17 protein-coding genes are annotated in these 20,000 nt (G+C 55.8%); 10 read left to right on the forward strand and 7 right to left on the reverse strand.

Going from position 1 to position 20,000, the window contains the following annotated elements; translation table 11 throughout:
- Positions 1-13: 13 nt before the first annotated feature.
- The 4 genes from RIB87_RS04615 to RIB87_RS04630 form a co-directional block, all read right to left on the reverse strand.
- Positions 14-1,315, reverse strand: coding sequence for an ABC transporter ATP-binding protein (locus tag RIB87_RS04615; protein WP_350143990.1), 1,302 nt, complete (start codon positions 1,313-1,315; stop codon positions 14-16).
- Between the two features lie 15 nt (positions 1,316-1,330).
- The gene (locus tag RIB87_RS04620; protein WP_350145567.1) at positions 1,331-2,167 is read right to left on the reverse strand and encodes an ABC transporter permease; all 837 of its coding nucleotides are present in this window, start codon (positions 2,165-2,167) and stop codon (positions 1,331-1,333) included.
- Between the two features lie 32 nt (positions 2,168-2,199).
- Positions 2,200-4,080: an asparagine synthase (glutamine-hydrolyzing) gene (gene asnB, locus RIB87_RS04625; RefSeq protein ID WP_350143992.1), complete on the reverse strand. Its 1,881-nt coding sequence runs from the start codon at positions 4,078-4,080 to the stop codon at positions 2,200-2,202.
- A gap of 69 nt (positions 4,081-4,149) precedes the next feature.
- Positions 4,150-5,145 (reverse strand): NAD-dependent epimerase/dehydratase family protein, encoded by a 996-nt coding sequence (locus RIB87_RS04630; RefSeq protein ID WP_350143994.1) that lies wholly within the window; start codon positions 5,143-5,145, stop codon positions 4,150-4,152.
- 785 nt (positions 5,146-5,930) lie between these two features.
- On the opposite strand from RIB87_RS04630, the gene rfbF reads away from it, so the two are divergent.
- The 6 genes from rfbF (at position 5,931) to fsa (ending at position 11,206) form a co-directional block, all read left to right on the forward strand.
- Positions 5,931-6,734: a glucose-1-phosphate cytidylyltransferase gene (rfbF, locus tag RIB87_RS04635; RefSeq protein WP_350143996.1), complete on the forward strand. Its 804-nt coding sequence runs from the start codon at positions 5,931-5,933 to the stop codon at positions 6,732-6,734.
- On the forward strand, positions 6,731-7,816 hold the full coding sequence (gene rfbG / locus RIB87_RS04640; protein ID WP_350143998.1) for a CDP-glucose 4,6-dehydratase: 1,086 nt from the start codon (positions 6,731-6,733) through the stop codon (positions 7,814-7,816). Before rfbF ends, rfbG begins: the two co-directional genes overlap by 4 nt.
- Positions 7,813-9,057, forward strand: a complete 1,245-nt coding sequence (locus RIB87_RS04645) for a class I SAM-dependent methyltransferase (protein ID WP_350144000.1) — start codon at positions 7,813-7,815, stop codon at positions 9,055-9,057. The genes rfbG and RIB87_RS04645 overlap by 4 nt, the downstream gene beginning before the upstream one ends.
- Positions 9,054-9,590 carry a dTDP-4-dehydrorhamnose 3,5-epimerase gene (gene rfbC / locus RIB87_RS04650; protein WP_350144002.1) on the forward strand — a complete coding sequence of 179 codons (537 nt, stop codon included), beginning with the start codon at positions 9,054-9,056 and terminating at the stop codon, positions 9,588-9,590. Before RIB87_RS04645 ends, rfbC begins: the two co-directional genes overlap by 4 nt.
- The gene (locus RIB87_RS04655) at positions 9,587-10,453 is read left to right on the forward strand and encodes an NAD-dependent epimerase/dehydratase family protein (protein WP_350144004.1); all 867 of its coding nucleotides are present in this window, start codon (positions 9,587-9,589) and stop codon (positions 10,451-10,453) included. The genes rfbC and RIB87_RS04655 overlap by 4 nt, the downstream gene beginning before the upstream one ends.
- A 96-nt stretch (positions 10,454-10,549) precedes the next feature.
- A complete protein-coding gene (gene fsa / locus RIB87_RS04660; protein ID WP_350144006.1) occupies positions 10,550-11,206 on the forward strand; it encodes a fructose-6-phosphate aldolase in 657 nt (218 codons plus the stop codon).
- Positions 11,207-11,218: 12 nt separating this feature from the next.
- Here the strand turns inward: fsa and RIB87_RS04665 are convergent, their stop codons facing one another.
- Positions 11,219-11,800, reverse strand: coding sequence for a D-sedoheptulose 7-phosphate isomerase (locus RIB87_RS04665; protein WP_350144008.1), 582 nt, complete (start codon positions 11,798-11,800; stop codon positions 11,219-11,221).
- A gap of 214 nt (positions 11,801-12,014) precedes the next feature.
- Complete coding sequence (locus RIB87_RS04670) at positions 12,015-13,535, reverse strand: NADP-dependent isocitrate dehydrogenase (RefSeq protein ID WP_350144010.1); 1,521 nt, start codon at positions 13,533-13,535, stop codon at positions 12,015-12,017.
- Between the two features lie 150 nt (positions 13,536-13,685).
- Here RIB87_RS04670 and RIB87_RS04675 point away from each other — a divergent pair, with 150 nt between their 5' ends.
- The gene (locus tag RIB87_RS04675; protein WP_350144012.1) at positions 13,686-14,624 is read left to right on the forward strand and encodes a LysR substrate-binding domain-containing protein; all 939 of its coding nucleotides are present in this window, start codon (positions 13,686-13,688) and stop codon (positions 14,622-14,624) included.
- Here RIB87_RS04675 and RIB87_RS04680 read toward each other — a convergent pair.
- Positions 14,621-15,715, reverse strand: a complete 1,095-nt coding sequence (locus tag RIB87_RS04680) for an MBL fold metallo-hydrolase (protein WP_350144015.1) — start codon at positions 15,713-15,715, stop codon at positions 14,621-14,623. The genes RIB87_RS04675 and RIB87_RS04680 overlap by 4 nt on opposite strands.
- A 524-nt stretch (positions 15,716-16,239) precedes the next feature.
- Here RIB87_RS04680 and RIB87_RS04685 point away from each other — a divergent pair.
- From RIB87_RS04685 to RIB87_RS04695, 3 genes are all read left to right on the forward strand, one after another.
- On the forward strand, positions 16,240-17,376 hold the full coding sequence (locus RIB87_RS04685) for a type III PLP-dependent enzyme (RefSeq protein WP_350144017.1): 1,137 nt from the start codon (positions 16,240-16,242) through the stop codon (positions 17,374-17,376).
- Positions 17,377-17,488: 112 nt separating this feature from the next.
- Positions 17,489-18,943, forward strand: a complete 1,455-nt coding sequence (locus RIB87_RS04690) for a homospermidine synthase (RefSeq protein WP_350144019.1) — start codon at positions 17,489-17,491, stop codon at positions 18,941-18,943.
- Between the two features lie 96 nt (positions 18,944-19,039).
- Positions 19,040-19,927, forward strand: coding sequence for an amino acid ABC transporter substrate-binding protein (locus RIB87_RS04695; RefSeq protein ID WP_350144021.1), 888 nt, complete (start codon positions 19,040-19,042; stop codon positions 19,925-19,927).
- Positions 19,928-20,000: the final 73 nt, after the last annotated feature.

A 20,000-nucleotide genomic window follows, 5' to 3' on the forward strand; every position in this document is an offset into this window, starting at 1 on the left:
CAGGCAGCGCACCTCAGTCAGGCATACGATGGGGGTCGGACGCCATAGCGTCTGCGGGTTCAAAGCTCATTTCCACCCCAAACTCCGGGTCGTAGACAAAGCTGAGTGGATAGTCCACCTGACGTTTGACCGAGAATACGGCGGCCTTCTCAATATAGTGCAAATAGGCCTCCTTGCCCTTCGGCAGCATATGCCGGCAGATAGACGCACTCACATAATACCGCCCCGCACCAAAGGCGGCTTTATCAATACTGTAAACGACACGCCCCTTGCCGTTTATGGGTTTTCCATCATTGATAAAAAACCCGTTCTGATACCCCTCAACACCCGTATGCGCCTGAAGCCGATCGCTGTCGATGCGGATCGAGCAGTAGTTTTTTTCGAACTCTGAGCATCCTTCAAACTCAACAGCAACTTTAATGGTTTCACCATTCACAATACCAGCTGTTGGAACGTTATTCCCGTCGAGGATTTGCACGCTGGTAATCCGGATATCACCAGTGGAAAGCTCATATTTTCCTGTCTCGACTACTTCACTTTCCTGTTTGCGAAGCTCCTCATTCGACTGAGTGTTGGCCTCTTTCTGGAGCCGCCAGATGTCAGCTATATAGCTCTTGCAAACAGGTTCCGCCTTTCCGATGGCCCGGACGGAGCCGTCATCAATCCAAATTGCCCTGTCACAGAGCTCCATCACCACACCTTCGGAATGGCTTACGAAAAGAACGGTGGAGCCGCTCTCGCAGATTTCTCGCATGCGCCCGAGACACTTGGAAACAAAATAGGCGTCGCCCGCCGCCAACGCTTCATCAACAATAAAAATATCAGGCTCAACGCTCACAGCCGTTGCAAAAGTCAAGCGGGCCTGCATCCCACTCGAATACGTACCAAAGGGTTGATCAATGACGTCGCCAAGCTCGGAAAAATCAATAATCCAACCCGTCTTGGCGAGTGCCTCAGCTCGGGTCAACCCAAGACACATGCCGCCAAGCAGGATGTTCTCACGCCCCGAGTAAGCAGGGTTGAATCCTGTACCGAGCTCCAGAATGGCCGATAGATCGCCGCGGATATCAACTTCCCCGGAAGATTTTTCGAGTGTGCCCGCAAGTATTTTCAGCAATGTGCTTTTGCCTGCACCATTGCGGCCAACAATGCCCACTACCTCACCGCGGGCAACCTCGAATGAGACATCACAAAGCGCAGTGTGAACGGAATGTCGCTGCCGGCCGGTAACAAGCTCCATGAGCATGTCGCCTGGCTTTGCGTATATCTTGTAGGCTTTGCTCAGCCCCTGCACCCGAACTGCAATATCATTCATTTTTATGTCCGGCACCTATAGGTTGTCTCCGAAATGCGGCTTGAGGAATCTGAAGGTTCTTGCGCCAAGGGCAAAAACGAGCAGCCCCCCTAGAATAGAAACGACCCATGCCCATGGATGATCAATACGTCCAAAATAAAGGGCATCCTGAAAGCACCAGATAATGTAGCTGAATGGATTCACGTACAAAACGGGCTCAAATACCTTCGGCACCCAAGCCGGCAGATAAATCACCGGAATAAGAAAAACGCCCGCAACAGCAAACACCTGAACCAGCTCTCGGATATCGCGCACGAACACGGTAAGTGACGCAAGAAAATATCCGATGCCCAAAGCCCAAAGCAGGTAGATACCTATCAGTACCGGCACCAAAGCATGTGTCCAGAACACCTGCCCCTGCAGCCCCCAGGTATAAGCAAAAAAACAAGCCATCATCACGAGCAGCGGTAACAGCGTAGAAATTGTGGACTTCGCAGGGAGCACTTCTATGGGAAACACAACCTGCTTAATCAGGCTTGAATTCGACGTCAGGCTGGAGGCGCTCTTTGAAAGCATCTGAACGATGGCAAGCCAGGGCGCCAGCCCGGCAAGAATATAGCTCGTATAATCGAGAGGCATTTCGCGCGTACCACCGACCCGCGTTTCAAAAACCACTCCAAAAACAAAGACGTATATGAGCATCAAAAAAACCGGGTGTATGATGCTCCACACACCACCCATGACCTGCCCCGCGTGCTGATCAACAATCTCACGTCGGACCTGGTCAGCTAATAGTGCGCGGTGTTTGACCAGAACACCCATGACGTCACTGCCGACGGTTGCAAGCCGAACCGGGTTAAGGGCGCGAAACATACTCACGAATAAAATCTTCTTTCAGAACGGCGCTACAGATATGCGCGGCAAAAATGTTCGACGTTCAACAAGGACCAAATCAGCAACCGCCGGTTTTGGCGACCATCGAGATGCTCCTGAACCAGTTCACGCGTAACGGATTGATCCATGTAATTCCAGATATGTGCATCATCTGAACCAATAGTTTCGCGCACATAATCAATGCTCTCGCCTTTAAACCAGCTTGCATCTGGCGCAGAAAAGCCCTGTTTCTCGCGCTCAACGACCTCCTGCGGGATATGCCTCGCCATTGCCTTGCGCAACAGCAATTTACCGTCGCGCGTTTTCTGAAAATAACGGGACGTTTTATCGCCCGGCTCATTCTCATTGATGGCTACAACTTCATCCAGCTTGCCAAGTTTAAGTTTCATTGGCAGTCGCATTGCAAAATCCACCAAGTCGTTGTCGAGAAACGGCACGCGCGTTTCAAGCGAGTGGGCCATCGACAGCTTGTCCTCTACCGTCAGCAAACCGTGGAGGAATGTCTTGCTCTCCAAATACAAAGAGTGATTCACATAGTCTTCAGGTCGCGTAAGCGCAGGCGCATGATGGGCGAAGGTGTCGCGAAAAATATTCCGTGTCCAGACTTTATCGACTTTGTTCTTCACTGGCGCAAAAACACGCTGGATGTCACGGTTGGGAATTAATCGCTGCCAATAATGATAATACTTGTCGATGTAGTGTTCAAAATCGTCATTCACGACGGCCCGATAATACCTCCAGGGATAGCCGCCAAAAATCTCATCACCACCGGTTCCTGCCAGCACTACCTTATTGAACTTGGAAGCGAGCTTTGCGGCGTAGAAATTGGGGTAACTTTGGCCAACCCGCGGCTCCTCAAGGTGCCAGGCAAGATCAGGCAGACATCGCTCCATGTCACCCGCCTTGAGCACCACTTCATAATGCTCTGTTTTGAAGGCATAGGACATCCGTTCCGCCGCAGCACGTTCATCAAAATTCAATTCCATGCCCGAAGCTGAACTCAGATCAAATCCACATGTGAAAGTGCGCATACTATTCAGGTTGCGCGAGGCAATTGCGGTGATCGATCCCGAATCCATTCCACCAGACAAGTACGCCGAAACGTCCACATCAGAAACCAATTGCCGCGTAACGGCTTGCTGCAATAAAAAGTCCAGCTCTTCCAGGTAATCTGCGTCCGAGCGCTGAATCTCAGGCTCTTGAAAATTAAAATCCCAGTAGCTGTATATATTGAGTGCAGCACCAGGCCCATCACCCAGTTTTATTCTGGCCCAACTGCCAGCAGGCAAAATGGACACCCCGTCCAGCAGAGTCCGATCGGAAAACAAGTTCTGGAAGGTGAAGTACTCAAGCAGCGCCTCGCAATCCATTTTTGCTTCGAACTTACGGTGCGGAAGAAATGCCTTTTGCTCAGAAGCAAACAAGAACGCTCCCGCAACCGATGCATAATACAATGGCTTAATGCCGTATCGGTCGCGCGCCAGAAGGAGTGTCTTTTCCTGCGCGTCCCACAAAGCAAAAGCAAACATGCCATTCATCCGGGGAAGCGCGTCAACGCCCCACTCCATCAGCGAATGCAGCAATACTTCGGTATCGCACTGAGTATGAAAAACATGACCGTGCGCAGCCAAATCAGCCCGCAGCTCATTAAAATTATAGATCTCACCGTTGTAGATAATTGTATAGCGGCCATCGGGACTTGCCATCGGCTGCTGGCCAGCTGGTGTTAGATCCAGAATAGCCAACCGTCTGTGACCAAGACCCACCGGACCGTTAATCCAATGACCTTCACCGTCAGGCCCGCGATGCCGGATTATATCCGTCATTTCCTGCAACACCGTGGGGGAGACGGGCTCACCATCCAACTGAAGTACGCCAGCAAGGCCACACATATGTTCTACGATCCAGTTTTATGCCCGCTCAACTGCATCCATATCTGGAAAGTGCAGCATTGAGAGATTCTAATCACGCAGCTTGGCGCGACGCGTGGCGACACCAGCCTTATGGCTTGCCCGCCAGTCAATCAATTCGCGAAGCCCTTGTTCCAGATCAATTTTGGCCTCAAAACCGATTTCATCCTTTGCGCGTTCCGGTGACCCAATACGGTTCCGTACCAGTGTAGCCTGGCTGCGCTCCTTGTACTGAATAGGCTGATTACAACCAGTAAGGGACACAAGTTTTTCGGCAAGCTCTTTGAGAGACGTGCGCTTGCCCGTGCCCACATTGTAGTATCGGCCTACTGTCTCAGCCTTCATCGCACAGATATTGGCCAGTCCGCAGTCAAGGACAGAAACAAAGTCGAAAGCTTCGGAGCCATCACCCATGATGGTTGGACCCTCACCGCTATCAATCGCGTCAAGCATTTTCATAATGACGGCGATGTATGCGCCCTGATAATCCTGCCGCGGACCGTAAACATTCATATACCGCAGCCCGACGACTGGCAGGTCATACCGGTGGTGGAAGGCTGTTGCCATCGCTTCCCCGGCAATCTTTGTGGCACCATAGAAGTTCTTGTTATTGAACGGGTGATCTTCCGTCATCGGCTCCTCGACCGCATCGCCATAAACCGAGGCTGATGAGGAATAGACAAGCCGGCCAACATTATGATCCCGACAGGCCTCAAGCACATTGAAAGTGCCCTGAATGTTCACATCGAACGCAGCGCGCGGAAACTCGTGGCACTGCAAGAGCCAAAGAGCCGCAAAGTGAAAAACGCCATCGGCACCTTTCACCGCAGCATTCAGAACCTCAGACTGGCATATGTCACCGCCCGCATCAAAAATGCGCACGCGCGGATCATTCAGAACATTCTCAAGGTTCTCAGTCGTGCCGCGCGCGAAGTTGTCATAGATCACTATCTCGCCCACGTCCTGCTGGGCCAACTGATCCACCGTATGCGAGCCGATCAACCCCGCGCCGCCAATCACAACAAACTTCTTACCGCGAATGTCCAAGATAGCCCCCAGCTCATGTTTAAATTTCCCGCCGAATGCGAGCGATAAATAAACCGTTTTCAGATCAGCCCAAAGAAGACCGGACCCGTGGAATAACTGTTCACACTGCCTCGAAAAGACTTCTTTTCAGGCCGTTAGCAGCAAATGACCCACGCACTTCCCATCCAGCTCCAATTTCGTCGGTTGTTTGCAGGACAATCAGGATTCAGTCAACCAGACTAACCTGTGTCCCGTCGGCGCCGCGGCTTTTTGGAATATCGCCCTGTAGTAGCCCATGCCATGATGCTTGGCGAGCCGCCCGAGTGTATCCTCCCAATCGCAGGATACCTATGATCATAGTTGTTTAGCCCACTGACATGAGGATGCCACAGTATCTGCCATCAGCACTTGGCACGCGCAACACTAATACTGGAGAGGGTTGGAAATATTGCCTCGTTCGACGCATAAAGCATTGGGTGGCAAGCCATAAATGTAGTCCCGCAAGATTCTGGATTGACAGGGCTCAGAGCCTGGCAAGGCATGTATTTCACACCCGTGTTGAGCGCAGACTTGTCGAGTGGGCTTGACTGACATTCACACCGTCGCCATTGCAATTCTATAGGCTGACCGTCATCAAGATGAATTACCCATACCGTTTTTATAAGTATATTTTGCCCGGTAATATTCCTAACCCATCAATTGGCCCATACAACGAATTGAAAAGCACCTGAAAAATATGCTCGGAAGATGATGCGTTACGCAGGCATTATGCATTTTTCGGACAATCCAACCTGAGGAACCAGACGTTGAAAGCCGTAATACTGGCCGGTGGCTTGGGAAGCCGATTGAGTGAAGAGACAACGCTGCGTCCAAAGCCAATGGTAGAGATCGGTGGCAGGCCTATTCTCTGGCATATAATGAAAATCTATGACGCCCACGGTATCACTGATTTCATCATCTGCCTTGGCTACAAGGGATATGTCATCAAAGAGTATTTTGCGAACTACTTCCTACACCACGCGGACGTCTCAATTGATCTTGCCGCCAACACGCTTGATTTTCATCGCGGCAAGGCCGAACCGTGGAAAATCACCCTTGTCGATACCGGCATAAACACCATGACCGGCGGTCGCATCCGGCGCATCAAGCCCTACCTCAACCAAAATGAGCCGTTTTGTCTGACCTATGGTGACGGTGTAGGTGACGTGGATATAACTGCGTCCATTGCCTTCCATAAGGCGCAAAAGGCACAGGCAACTATGACAGTGGTCGCGCCGCCGGGGCGCTTTGGCGCGACCGTGCTCGACAACAACAGGGTTATTGCATTCGAGGAAAAACCCAGCGGCGACGGCCAACGCATCAACGCGGGCTTTTTCATCTGCGAGCCAGGTGTTGTGGACTACATTGCAGGCGACGACACGGTTTGGGAACAGGAGCCCCTACACACCATGGCCGCCAATGGCGTACTGGCATCGTGGCGCCACGACGGTTTCTGGCAGCCTATGGACACACTGCGTGAGAAACAACTGCTGGACCGGCTAATCGACAACAGCGAGGCCCCCTGGCTGGGCGGCATGCCCAACAAAGGCGAGGAAGCCAGTTCAAAGTGACAGCGCCTGACAAACGATTTTGGCACGGCCGCAGGGTTCTGGTCACCGGGCATACCGGCTTCAAGGGAAGCTGGCTTGCGTGCTGGCTCATACGCATGGGAGCCCACGTGAGTGGCCTTGCGTTGCCGGCAGATGCATCTGCGAACCTATATAAACTACTGAACCTTACCTACGACAACGAGTTTCTGATCGACCTGCGCGATGCTGCGGCAACGCGACACGCTGTTGATGTCGTCAAACCACAAATCGTCTTGCATCTTGCCGCCCAGGCCCTGGTCAGACGAAGCTATGTTGACCCGGTGGAAAGCATTGCCACAAATGTTCTGGGTACCGCCCATCTGCTTGACGCCTTGCGCAACCAGGATGGTGTTGAAGCGATTGTCGTCGCCACAAGCGACAAGGCCTATGCCAACCCTGCATATGACGCTGCAACCGTCCAACGTCCTTTCATAGAGAGTGACCCGCTGGGCGGGCGCGATCCCTACAGCGCCTCTAAAGGCGCTCAGGAAATTGTGGCGCGCAGTTTCGCACAGAGCTTTTTCAAAGCTCGTGGTGTTCCGCTCGCGACAGCCCGCGCTGGAAATGTCATCGGCGGAGGAGATTGGGCGGAAGACCGTCTGATGACCGATGTGATCAGATCTTTGACTCACGGCCAGCCTGTCACGCTCCGTAATCCCAACGCGACCAGGCCATGGCAGCATGTGATGGAGCCGGTAGCAGGGTATCTCCTCTACGCAGAGGCTTTGACGACACGCAAAGACTGCACGCGCGCTCTCAACTTTGGGCCTGGCACAGCCCACAGTGTTGCCGAAGTCGTGGACCTTGCCATAGCCGACTGGCCTGGCGCGCCAGGCTGGAAAATGGCTGACGGACCAAATACCGAAGCGATGCCGGAAGCAGCGACCCTGGCGCTTGATGCCAGCCTCGCGGCGACGACCCTTGGCTGGCGCCCTGTTCTCGACCTGACGACGACGGTCAAATGGGTTACAGACTGGCATCGCGCGCATCTGGCGGGAAATGACATGCAAACCACAACCCGCCGACAGATCGATGCCTATGAGGAACTGATTACCGCACCATGATCGCTGACCGCCAAAACCCAACCTGCCGCTCATGCCGCGCCGCTTTGACCCGCACGCTGGTTGATCTTGGCACAACTCCTTTGGCCAATTCCTACGTCAAGGTACACGACGCAGCCTGTGACGAGGCAAAATATCCGCTCCACGCCCGTGTGTGCGATGTCTGCTATCTCGTTCAGGTTGATGACGTCGTGCCACCGGAAGCAATCTTCCGGGACTACGCTTACTTTTCCAGTTTTTCCGAAAGCTGGGTCGCTCATGCTGCAGCTTACGCGACAACCGCTACCGCCAGATTATCATTGGACAGCTCGAGCCTTGTCGCGGAGGTCGCATCTAACGATGGCTACTTGTTGCAGCACTTCGTAAAAGCAGGCATCCCTGTTCTGGGGGTTGATCCCGCGCTTGACGCAGCGAAGGCAGCACGCGCCCGTGGCGTACGCACCACAACAGTATTCTTTGGACACGAGACCGCCATATCACTGCGGGCTGAGTTCGGCCCAGCAGACCTGATTGCTGCAAACAACGTTCTTGCACATGTGCCGGACATAAACGATTTTGTCTGCGGTTTTGCCGATCTTCTGGCCCCCGGTGGCGTCGCAACGTTCGAGTTTCCCCACCTTCTTAATCTCCTGCGATTAGTCCAGTTTGATACGATCTACCATGAGCATTTTTCGTATCTGTCGCTGTTTGCCGTGGAAGCATGCTTTGCGCGCGCGGGCTTGCGTGTCTTTGATGTAGAAGAACTTCCAACGCACGGCGGCAGCCTACGTGTGTGGGCATGCCATCAATCAGACCCCCGTGCGGACGAACCAGGCGTGAACCGCGTGCGCGAGGCTGAAAGAAGCTTCGGCATAGCCTCCCCCAAGGCATACGAAGGCTTCCCCGTTAAAGTCGATGCCATCCGGGACGGGCTGCTTGAGTTTCTTACGCAGGCAAAGTCTGCGGGCAAATCAGTGGCCGCATATGGAGCCGCAGCGAAGGGCAACACACTGCTGAACTACGCAGGTGTTACGGCAAACGATATTTTGTTTGTGGCTGATGCAAATCCTGCAAAGCAAAACACACTGCTGCCCGGCAGCCACATACCGGTCAAGGCACCGGCAACAATTGCGGTTACCCGCCCGGACTATCTGCTGATCCTGCCCTGGAACATCAAAGACGAAATAGTCCGCGAGACGTCTGAAATCACACAATGGGGCGGCAAGCATGTTGTTGCAGCGCCCACCCTGAAGGTGCTGTCTTGAAGCTGACGCAGACAAATGTCGAAGGCGTCATACGCATCGACATATCCCGGATGGAGGACGAACGCGGATACTTTGCGCGGAGCTTTTGCGTCCGGGAACTCAAAGAAGCCGGTATCGAGTTCGACATCAGCCAAGCCAATGTTTCGTACAACGCGCACGCAGGCACACTTCGCGGTTTGCATTATCAGGACCAACCAACGCCGGATCCCAAGATCGTCCGGTGTGAGCAAGGCGCCATATTTGATGTGGCATTGGATCTGCGCCCGCACTCGCTCACCTTCGGGCAATGGACAGGTATGGAACTGACCAGCGACAGCGCTACTGCACTGTTGGTTCCTGCCGGATGCGCCCATGGATTCCTGAGCCTTACCGACGATAGCCGGGTGCTTTACCTGATGGGCGCACCTTATGTGCCCGAACTTTCCCGTGGTGTGCGCTGGAATGACCCGTCCTTTGACATCGCGTGGCCCGGCGAACCAAAGATAATCGCACCGCGCGACGCGAACTACCCGGATTTCGAATTGAACAGATGAAAGTTCTGGTCACAGGCGGTGGTGGTTTTGTGGGGGCACCCACCGTTCATTCATTGAGGGCCTTGGGGCATGATGTGGCATCCCACCCCCATGCGATGTTCAACATTCTTGACAGCTATGACCGCGCGCAACTGATAAAAAAATCACAGGCCGATGTTCTCGTTCATCTTGCATGGCAAACCACGCATGGTCACTTCTGGACCGCGCCAGACAATGCAGCATGGCGCGATGCCTCAAATGATTTGCTCACACGCTTCTTCGACGCCGGCGGAAAGAGAGCGGTGATGGCGGGAAGCTGTGCGGAATATGACTGGACAGCGCAAGCTGACCCTCTTCCCGAAACCGCACCCTGCACGCCGGCAACCTTCTATGGAAGATGCAAGCTTGACACTCTGCGGCACGCCGAACAAATGATGCAGGCCGGTGCCTCAATCGCATGGGGTCGTCTGTTTTTTCTGATGGGTCCGAACGAAACCGCAACACGCTTTATCCCATCAATCATCCGGCCTTTGCTGGCGGGTGATACAGCCCGGATGGGTCCGGGAACGGGCCTTAGGGATTTTTTACATACTGCCGATGCAGGAGCCGCCTTCGCAGCCCTTGCTGGCTCCGCAGCAACTGGTGCGATCAACATTGCAAGCGGCACTTCGCTCTCGCTTGCTGAAGTGGCGCTGCAAACCAAAAGTCTGATCGCAACGGGTACGCTCTCGATAGGCGCGCTTCCCGCCCGTGCGGGTGAGCCTCATGCGCTTGTGGCAGATGTAACAAGGTTGCGCGATGAAGTTGGGTTCAAGCCTCGGCATACCTTGATCTCTGCGCTTGAGGACTGCATTGACTACTGGCGGCGTCAGGTAGATAGGTGAACGGCTGAAATTAGCGGGCAAGCCTCCAACTCTGTTTCCAAACCGCGCTTACCGCCGCACCATATTGAACTTGTTCGTCCGGAAGGCTCTCCTCAAATGAAGTTTTTTGTAGATACCGCCGACATCGACATGATCCGTGACCTTAGTGAAAAGGGCATGGTGGATGGGGTAACCACGAACCCCTCTATCATTGCCAAATCCGGGCGTGATTTTATTGAGGTGTTGACAGAGATTTGCAGCATTGTGGCAGGACCAGTGAGCGCTGAGGTAACAGCGACGCGGGCTGATGCAATGATTTCAGAGGGCCGGAAGCTGGCAGCCGTTGCCTCAAACATCACAGTCAAAGTTCCGCTCACATGGGACGGATTGAAGGCCTGTCGCGCCCTGACGGGCGACGGGCACATGGTGAATGTGACTTTGTGTTTTTCCGCCAATCAGGCGCTGCTGGCGGCAAAGGCAGGGGCCACATTTGTTTCACCGTTTGTCGGCCGCATCGACGACATGGGCTATGACGGCATGGAACTGATTGCCGAGATCAGGCAGATCTACGACAACTATCCTGCACTGGAGACGGAAATACTCGTCGCCTCGGTACGCACTGCAGACCATGTGAAGCAGGCGGCGCTCATTGGTGCGGATGTTGTGACTGTACCGCCAAAGACGCTGCAGGGACTTGCAGGCCATCCGCTTACAGATGCAGGCCTTGCAGCATTCCTGGCAGACTGGGAAAAGTCCGGCCAGTCAATCGGCTAGACGGTCCACTTGCTAGGCTGTGTACCCAAGCTCTGCTTCAAGAGCACCGCAAAGCATCTGCCCTAGCATGATGTGCATCTCCTGAATGCGGGCTGTTGTTGTGGACGGCACAATCAGCAGTGGATCCGCCAGCCCGGGCAGCTTACCACCCTGCTTTCCGGTGAGAGCCGCAGCCACAAGACCCATCGTTCTCGCCTGCTTCAAACCAGCGATGACATTTGGGCTGGTGCCTGACGTGGTGATGCCGATGGCCACATCGCCCGGCTTGCCGATGGCTTCAATCTGGCGGGCAAAAAGTTGCTCAAACCCCAGATCATTGCCGATGGCGGTCAGAGCACTTGTGTCGGTCGTAAGCGCGAGCGCAGCAATGGCAGGGCGGTCGCCGACATACCGCACGGCGAGTTCGGTGGCCAGATGCTGGGCGTCGGCTGCACTGCCGCCGTTTCCGAAAAACAACAGCTTGCCGCCGCTCTTGAGACTGTCAGCACACACCGCAACCAACGCCTCAAACGGATCGCGCATGACGTCTCGTGTTGCTGCAAGCACAGCGGCGTGCTCTTCAAACTCATTGTCAAAAAATGATGGCACCTGCACCTGACGTATGCTCCCAAAGAGCGCTGCCGTTGGCGGCGGCGCGTGTTGGGCCTGTCTTACAGGGTTTTGGTGTTTTGCTCAAAAGGATCGCCCGCTACGCTGCCTGCCGGCAATGGGTCAGGTGGCAGGAGCGTAGCGGGCGGGGTCGTTTGCACTGGCTCATCCGGGGGAGGGAATGCCCGGCGCAAACGGTTTTGGCGTCACGCGCTGGCGGCTATTGCCCCTGCGCGACGGAGAAACCAGGCGTGCCGTCAATGATCTGCAGGCGCTCAACATGGCACCAGCGCGCAAACGTTGAGATGCGCGTCATCAACTCACAAAGCTGATCCTGTGGCAGGTCATCCTGCGGCGCACGGCTGGCAAAACGGCACCGCCAATGGTCCGCAAAGTCGGCCTGAGGCACAGCCCCCGGATAAACCTTGAGGCCCCGGTTGGAGATCATGGCAAGTGTAAACGGCAGGTTAGTGGTTGCCGCACGCAGGCAGGCTGCAAGCTCCTGAGGGCTGCCGGCATACTCCACAAAAATATCCATGCCTGCGTCAGACCGTTTGCCGGGGGCTGACACTGCCACTGTCTGCGGGGTGCACCGCTCAAGCCTGAGCGGTGCGACGGGGGCTGCCGGACACTGCGCGGACCGCTTGCCGATATTGCTGATAATCCGGTCTGCAAACGCAGACGTGGACGCGGCTGTGATTCTGCGTGGGGTCGCCATGTCAGCCGTCAGGTCCACGCCTTCTTCAAGGGTGACATACAGCGCGTGCTCGATCCTTTCGGCAGCGCCCATTTTGCCTGCGTGGCGCAGCATCATGATGGCTGCAAGCAAAAGCGCTGTCGGGTTGGCCTTGCCCTGACCTGCAATATCAGGCGCAGAGCCATGTACAGCTTCAAACATCGCCATGTGGCTGCCAAGGTTGGCGCTGGGGGCAAGCCCCAGCCCGCCCACCAGACCAGCCGTCAGATCACTGATGATATCACCATTCATGTTCGTGGTGCAGATCACGTCGAAGTCCTCCGGCATCATAACCAGACGGTGCGCCAGATTATCAATCAGCATGTGGTCTGCGGTAATACCGGGGTGGGCCGCCGCCACATCTTCGAAGGCTTGTTTGAACATCCCTTCGGTGAGTTTCATGATGTTGGCTTTGCTGGCGCAGGTCACTTTGCTGCGGCCCTCAGCCTTTGCCACCGCGAACGCAGCCCGTGCGATTTTTGCAGAGCCTGCCCGCGTGATGAGCTTCAGGCACTGCGCCACATCAGGCGTCTGCATGTGCTCAATGCCCGCATATAGATCTTCAACATTTTCACGCACAACCACCAGGTCAATGTCGCGGTCGGCGAATGGCGTCACAATACCAGGCAGCCGTCGTGCGGGCCGAACATTTGCGTAGAGCTCAAAATGTTTGCGAAGCGTCACATTGGCGCTCTTGCCGCCTGTGCCAATGCCCGTTGCCAGCGGACCTTTGAGCACCAAGCCTGCTGATGCCACCGCATCAAGTGTCTCTGCGGGCAATCCGGCAGCGTCACCTCTGGCAGTGGCCCCTGCGGCACATTCTGTCCAATCAATGAGTGCGCCGCCTGCCACCAGAATGCGCTGAACCGAGTCCATTATTTCAGGCCCGATACCGTCACCGGGAATAGCAACGGCACGCAGCGGCAATTGATGACGCGCAACCATTGCCGCCGGAGAATCGGTTTGATCGTTAAAACCGGCGGCGTTTAGTGCGTTGAGCGTCATGACTTTAACGACCTTTCGAGCATACAGACCAACTCAAACGGGCCTGCGTGTGATGCCGTTAATTTAGATATCGACGTTACATTGATCCAATCGATTTATATGTATATTTTGATAGTTTCAAACTATGAATAAAGCTGGAAAGCCCCCCAAATGCCCACTTTACGTCAGCTCTCCTACCTGGTGGCCATGGCGGAAACCGGCCATATTGGCCGGGCGGCTGAGCGGGTTGGCGTGACCCAACCTACTTTGAGCGCTCAGATTGCGGCCCTTGAGGGCAAATTGGGGGTCAGGCTGGCCGAGCGCGGGCGGGCCGGCGCAATATTGACCGACATTGGCCATGATACCGTGGAGCGGGCACGCATCATTCTGGCGCAGGTTGAAGCCCTCAAAGAGCACGCAAGCGAGGCAAAAACGGGCATTGCGGGCACATTGCGGCTGGGTGTGCTGCCGACCATCGGGCCGTATCTCCTGCCCCACATTCTACCGACGCTGCATGACCGCTATCCTGAGCTGCGCCTGTATGTGCGTGAGGATTTTCCAGGGCCGCTGGAGGCGGGTCTGCTGGAAGGACGCCTTGACCTTATCATTGTGTCTTTGCCGGTAGATGTCAGGGGCCTGGAGACCGCCCCCCTGTTCAGGGAGGAGATGCAGCTTGCCCTCCCTCATGACCACCCGGCTGCAAAGGCTGAGACCGTGCTGCGCTCCATGCTGCGCGGAGAGGAGATTTTAGGCCTCGAGTCTGGTCACCGTTATCATGCGCTGGTGCGGGATTTGTGTGACGAGCTCGGCGCGCGTTTGCTGCCGGACTATGAAGGAACAAGCCTTGATACCCTGCGCCAGATGACAGCAATGGGGGCCGGACTTACGTTTCTGCCTGCCTTGTATGTGCATTCCGAGATTGGCCCAAAGGGCAACCGCCAGCGCGCGGAAGTGGCGGCAAAAAGCATCACGCCGCGCCCACCCAGCCGTGTTGTCGGCCTTGCATGGCGCAAGCAGGCCACCAACAGGGACGATTATGAGACTCTGGCACAAATCATCCGTACACGGATGAAAGATCTGAACCTTGATGGCATTGTGGCGCTCGCCTAAAGGCGACTGCTGTGACGAATATCCGTGCTTTGAGAGGGCAAAGACCAAAAATCGCCATCCACACCAAGCGCCACCGGCCCGTCATAGGCATCACTGACACCTTCCAGAAAAACAGATTGCAGGGGCGCAATGGGAAGCGCAGGCACAACATGATGAAACACCAACATGGCTGCGCCAGCTTCCTGCGCAGACTGCGCCGCCTCGACGGGCGTTGTGTGATAATCGAGAATATCAATCGTGATCTTCTCAATGTTGGCGCGCCCTGCAGCGCGCGCGGCGCGCGTGAGAACATCTACAAGCTGCGGTGCCAGCGCCTCATGGAGCAAAAGATCGACGCCTTGTGCGAAGGCAATGAGATTGTCTGATTTGACCGTGTCACCGGAAATCACAAGCGAACGGCCTGCAAAATCAAACCGGTAGCCAACAGCGGGAGAGACCGGCGTGTGATCGACCTTGAACGCAATAACCTTCAGACCGTTGTCATCGAACAGCACTGCCGCATCGCCCACATCAGGCTCAACAAAAGCCACCGGCACCATACCGGCACCGCCGGGCGGCACAATGTCGGCCCCATGGTGCTGCGTGCGATAGACAAAGTCTTGCGCGTAGGCCTCATTGAAACCGCTGACCACCCGCGCGACACCTACAGGACCGTGCACAGGTAACGGCGACATGGCCTGACGGTTGACCCAGCGCTGCATGGCCAGCTCACCCAAACCATCAATGTGGTCGGAGTGAAAATGCGTCAGCAAAACCGCGTCAATGGCACCAGGTGGCAATTGCATCTGTGCAAGGGTGCGGACCCCGGCAGCTCCTGAATCAACCACAAACACCCGCGATTGCTCACCCATTTTGGCAACAACAACCGTGCATGGCCCCCCACGCTCAGGGTCCGGTAACGGCGCGCCGGCACCACACAGCCCCACATGCAGACCATCGTCCAGCATGGCAATCGGATCAGCCGCCATGTTGGCGGTAACCACCCGCTCCATCATGGAGACGGCCAATGGCCCTCGAAAGGCGAACAAGGCGACCAGCGCCACACCGCCGACAATCACCACGCCAACAAGCAATTTTCCCAGCCGTCCCATCTACCGTCTCCTCGCTGACTTAGCCGCCACTCATTTAATGCCATACATTATTCTGTTAGCGGTCTTCTGTCACTGTCTCAGGTTGCCCTGCGACACGCACTTGGTTCACCGTTTTTGAGCGTCTGCGTACTTTTTTTGCAGGACATCTTGAAATCCGATTCAAAACGCAGTATCTCCCGCTCTGCCCAATAAGTCGCACGTGCCCGTAGCTGCCGGAACAACAAAAAAACCGGTGGCCAAAAGCAACGACGGTGAGGGCTTTTTTGGTCTCAGTCGGTCTTCCACCAACCGGCGACACTAAAGAGGCACACCTTCTTTGCCCGCGTGCGGATTTGGGGTTTCCCATTTTCCAATCCGGCATAACCAACCCGGCAATGTCGCCTGTTTGCCCCATTAAGCGGAGCGCAGGAGGCGGACCCGATTTATCCGCGCACTTGAATGTGCTGCCGGCGTCGCATCTCCAACATGCGGGCGCCGGTTGAATGTTCACGTGCCGGGATCTATCTGGACCCTGGAGACTCCCAATGGTGACTGACCGCATAAACGATTTTCTTCGCGCCACCCGATCGAACGAGCCGTTTGTTGTCGTCGATCTGGACGTGGTGCGTGATAACTTCAACCGCCTGAGCCGCGCGCTCCCTGAAAGCCGCGTGTTCTATGCAGTGAAGGCAAACCCGGCTCCCGAAATCCTTGCCCTGCTGGCAAAGCTTGGCTCCAGCTTTGATGCCGCGTCCGTACCCGAAATTGAAATGGTGCTCGCGGCTGGCGCAACCGCCGATCGCATTTCTTTTGGCAATACAATCAAGAAAGAACGCGACGTCGCGCGCGCCTATGAGCTTGGTGTGCGCATGTTCGCGGTGGATTGCCCCGAAGAAGTGGACAAGATCGCCCGCGTTGCACCGCGCTCGCGCGTTTTCTGCCGTATTCTGACGAATGGTGCCGGGGCTGAATGGCCACTGTCGCGCAAGTTTGGTTGCACACCCGACATGGCCGTAAGTGTCATGCGCCATGCCTTTGACTCAGGTCTGGAAGCCTATGGTGTGTCGTTTCACGTCGGCTCACAGCAGCCCGATACGGGCGCATGGGATGTGGCTCTGGAAGATGCCGCACGCGTTTTCCGGGCGCTTGCAAATGAGGGCATCAACCTCAAAATGGTCAACATGGGTGGCGGCTTCCCTGCCCGCTACCTGAAAGACGTGCCGTCATCACAAGATTATGGCAAAGCCATTTTCGGCGCCCTGCGCCGCCACTTCGGTAACCGCCTGCCGGAAACCATCATCGAGCCAGGCCGCGGCCTGGTTGGAGACGCGGGTGTTATCCGGGCCGAGGTTGTGCTGGTAAGCCGCAAGTCGGAAGACCCGGACGCCGAGCGGTGGGTTTTTCTTGATATCGGCAAGTTCGGCGGCCTGGCTGAAACCATGGACGAGGCCATCCGCTATCCCATTCGTACACCCCATGATGGCGAACGCACCACACCGTGCGTGATTGCAGGCCCCACCTGCGATTCAGCCGACGTGCTGTACGAAAAAACGCCGTACCACCTGCCGATCTCCCTCACCATCGGCGACGAAGTGCTGATTGAGGCGACCGGTGCCTACACAACGACCTACGCCGCCAACGGCTTCAATGGCTTTGCACCGCTCAAGTCATACGTGATCTAGCAAGCGCTAAACTGCACACAAACCCCGCGCCTACCGGCGCACCCAAATGGAATACCCCCGGCCGTAATACCAATCGGGCGTCGCCTGCCCAGCAGCAACAAGGAAAACCGTCATGAACAGTCAGCCAGACTGGCCTGTCTATCATTCTATATCTGGCCCCATCGTCATGATCGGTTTCGGCTCCATCGGCCGGGGCACGCTGCCACTCATCGAGCGTCATTTCGAGTTCGACAAGAGCCGTATGGTCATAATTGAGCCAGACGATAAAAATCGCGGGCTGGCTGAACAACATGGCATTCGATTTATCAGGCAGGAGATTACACCTGATAATTACGCGTCCGTTCTCACCCCGCTGCTCACGCAGGGTGACGGGCAGGGTTTCTGCGTCAACCTGTCGGTGGACGTGGGGTCGGTGGACGTCATGCGCCTGTGTCGCGAGCTTGGCGCGCTATATATTGATACAGTCGTGGAACCGTGGCCGGGGTTTTATGACAACAAGGACACCGATCCGGCAGACCGCACCAACTATTTTCTACGCGAAACTGCCCGCAGCGAAAAACGCAATGCCCCCGGCGGCACCACCGCCGTGTCATGCTGCGGTGCCAACCCCGGCATGGTGTCCTTTTTCGTCAAGCAGGCGTTGGTCAATCTGGCCCACGACCTGAAACTTGAGTTTGAAGAACCTGCCCACACAGACCGCGAAGGGTGGGCACGGCTGATGCAGGCGACCGGCACCACAGGCATTCATATTGCTGAACGCGATACCCAACGCGGAGCCAACCCCAAGCCGCTGGGCACATTCGTCAACACATGGTCCGTAAACGGATTTATTTCCGAAGGCCTGCAGCCCGCCGAACTTGGCTGGGGAACACACGAAGAATGGTTGCCCGACAATGCTCATTTTCAAAAAGTGGGCTCAGGGTGTCAGTCGGCGATTTACCTGACGCAACCCGGTGGCGCCACCAGGGTGCGCACCTGGTGCCCCACTCCGGGTCCACAACACGGCTTTTTGGTAACTCACAACGAGAGTGTTTCGATCGCGGATTTTTTCACCGTTGGTGAAGGCCGAACCCCCGAATACCGCCCGACGGTCCACTACGCCTATCATCCCGCTGACGATGCCGTCGTATCCCTGCATGAACTGTTCGGCACCGAGGGCGAGCCGCAGACAACCTGCCATATTCTTGATGAAGACGAGATTGTCGATGGCATTGATGAGTTGGGCGTTCTTTTGTATGGCCACGCCAAAAACGCCTACTGGTTTGGCTCACAGCTTTCCATTGAGGAAACCCGCGAACTAGCTCCCTATCAAAATGCCACCGGACTTCAGGTTTCCTCCGCCGTCATTGCCGGCATGGTCTGGGCGCTTGAGAACCCCTTGGAGGGCATCGTTGAAGCAGACGAGTTGGACTACAAACGCTGCCTTGAAGTGCAGCTGCCATATCTGGGGCCCGTAAAAGGCTACTATACCGACTGGACGCCGCTGGATGGTCGGCCGGGATTTTTCGACGACGACCTGCATACAGACGACCCGTGGCAGTTCAAAAATGTGCTGGTGCGCAGTTAACCCACTGCACAGCCTCGCCACCTAAAGGCTGGCCAGCACCGACAGCCGGTGGCACAGTCGGCAGCCGATGACCCACCCCCGTGCCGGAGCCAGTCCATGACATTCTGTTTTGTGCCATCCAGACATTTTGCGATCAGCATTGCCGCAGGCCTGACTGCCTTGTCATTGGTATTCGGGAGTGCCCCGGGCCATGCCGCCGGCACTCTTGAAAAGATTGCCTCTGAAGGACGCGTTACAATCGCCGCTGTGGATGACTTGCCGCCATTTTCTATTACAGGGCACGATGGCACACCATCGGGAATGTCAGTCGAACTCTGTCAGGCAATTGTAAGCGAACTGGCAACTCTGCTCGAAATACCTTCAATTGCCATCGACTACGTGCCCGTCACGCTGGAGACACGACTCGACGCAATCGTCAGCGGCCGTGCCGACATGGAATGTGGTGCGACAACCGTCACACTGGGTCGCCGCGAACGGGTTGATTTTTCCGTGCCGTTTTTTGCGTCAGGCGCCTCGATAGCAGTTGCCGATGTGACTGAAATAACCAATGTCAAAGAACTTGCTGGCAAACGGATCGCCGTTGTGTCCGGCACCACAACGCAGGATGCGATCAGGCGCGCGCTACTCGCCGAGCGCGTTGAGGCGCAGATCATCACCGTTGAACGCACCGCTGATGCAGTGGCCGCTATCCGCGAGGACCGCGCCGATGCCATCGCGCATGACAAAATGATTTTGGTGGGTCTGATCCAGGCCCCCGAAGGGGCTGACCTCGTACCTCTGCCTGGCCTTTTGTCGTTTGAGCCTTACGGCATTATTTTACCGCGCGGCGATGCAGACCTCCGGCTTGCGGTAGATCGTGCCATTATTGGCCTGTATCAGGATGGTGTTCTTGAGGGCCTTTATGAGAAATGGCTTGAGCCATTGGGTGCCAAGCCCGGCCCAACGCTGGACCGCATGTTGCAGCTACAGGCTGTTCCTGAATAACCACTGCCGGGAAAATCCACGAAAAAGGGCGGCCTGGAAAACCGGACCGCCCTTTTTCATTGATATGAATCGT

The organism is Pyruvatibacter sp. (assembly GCF_040219635.1).
Lineage (GTDB): Bacteria > Pseudomonadota > Alphaproteobacteria > CGMCC-115125 > CGMCC-115125 > Pyruvatibacter.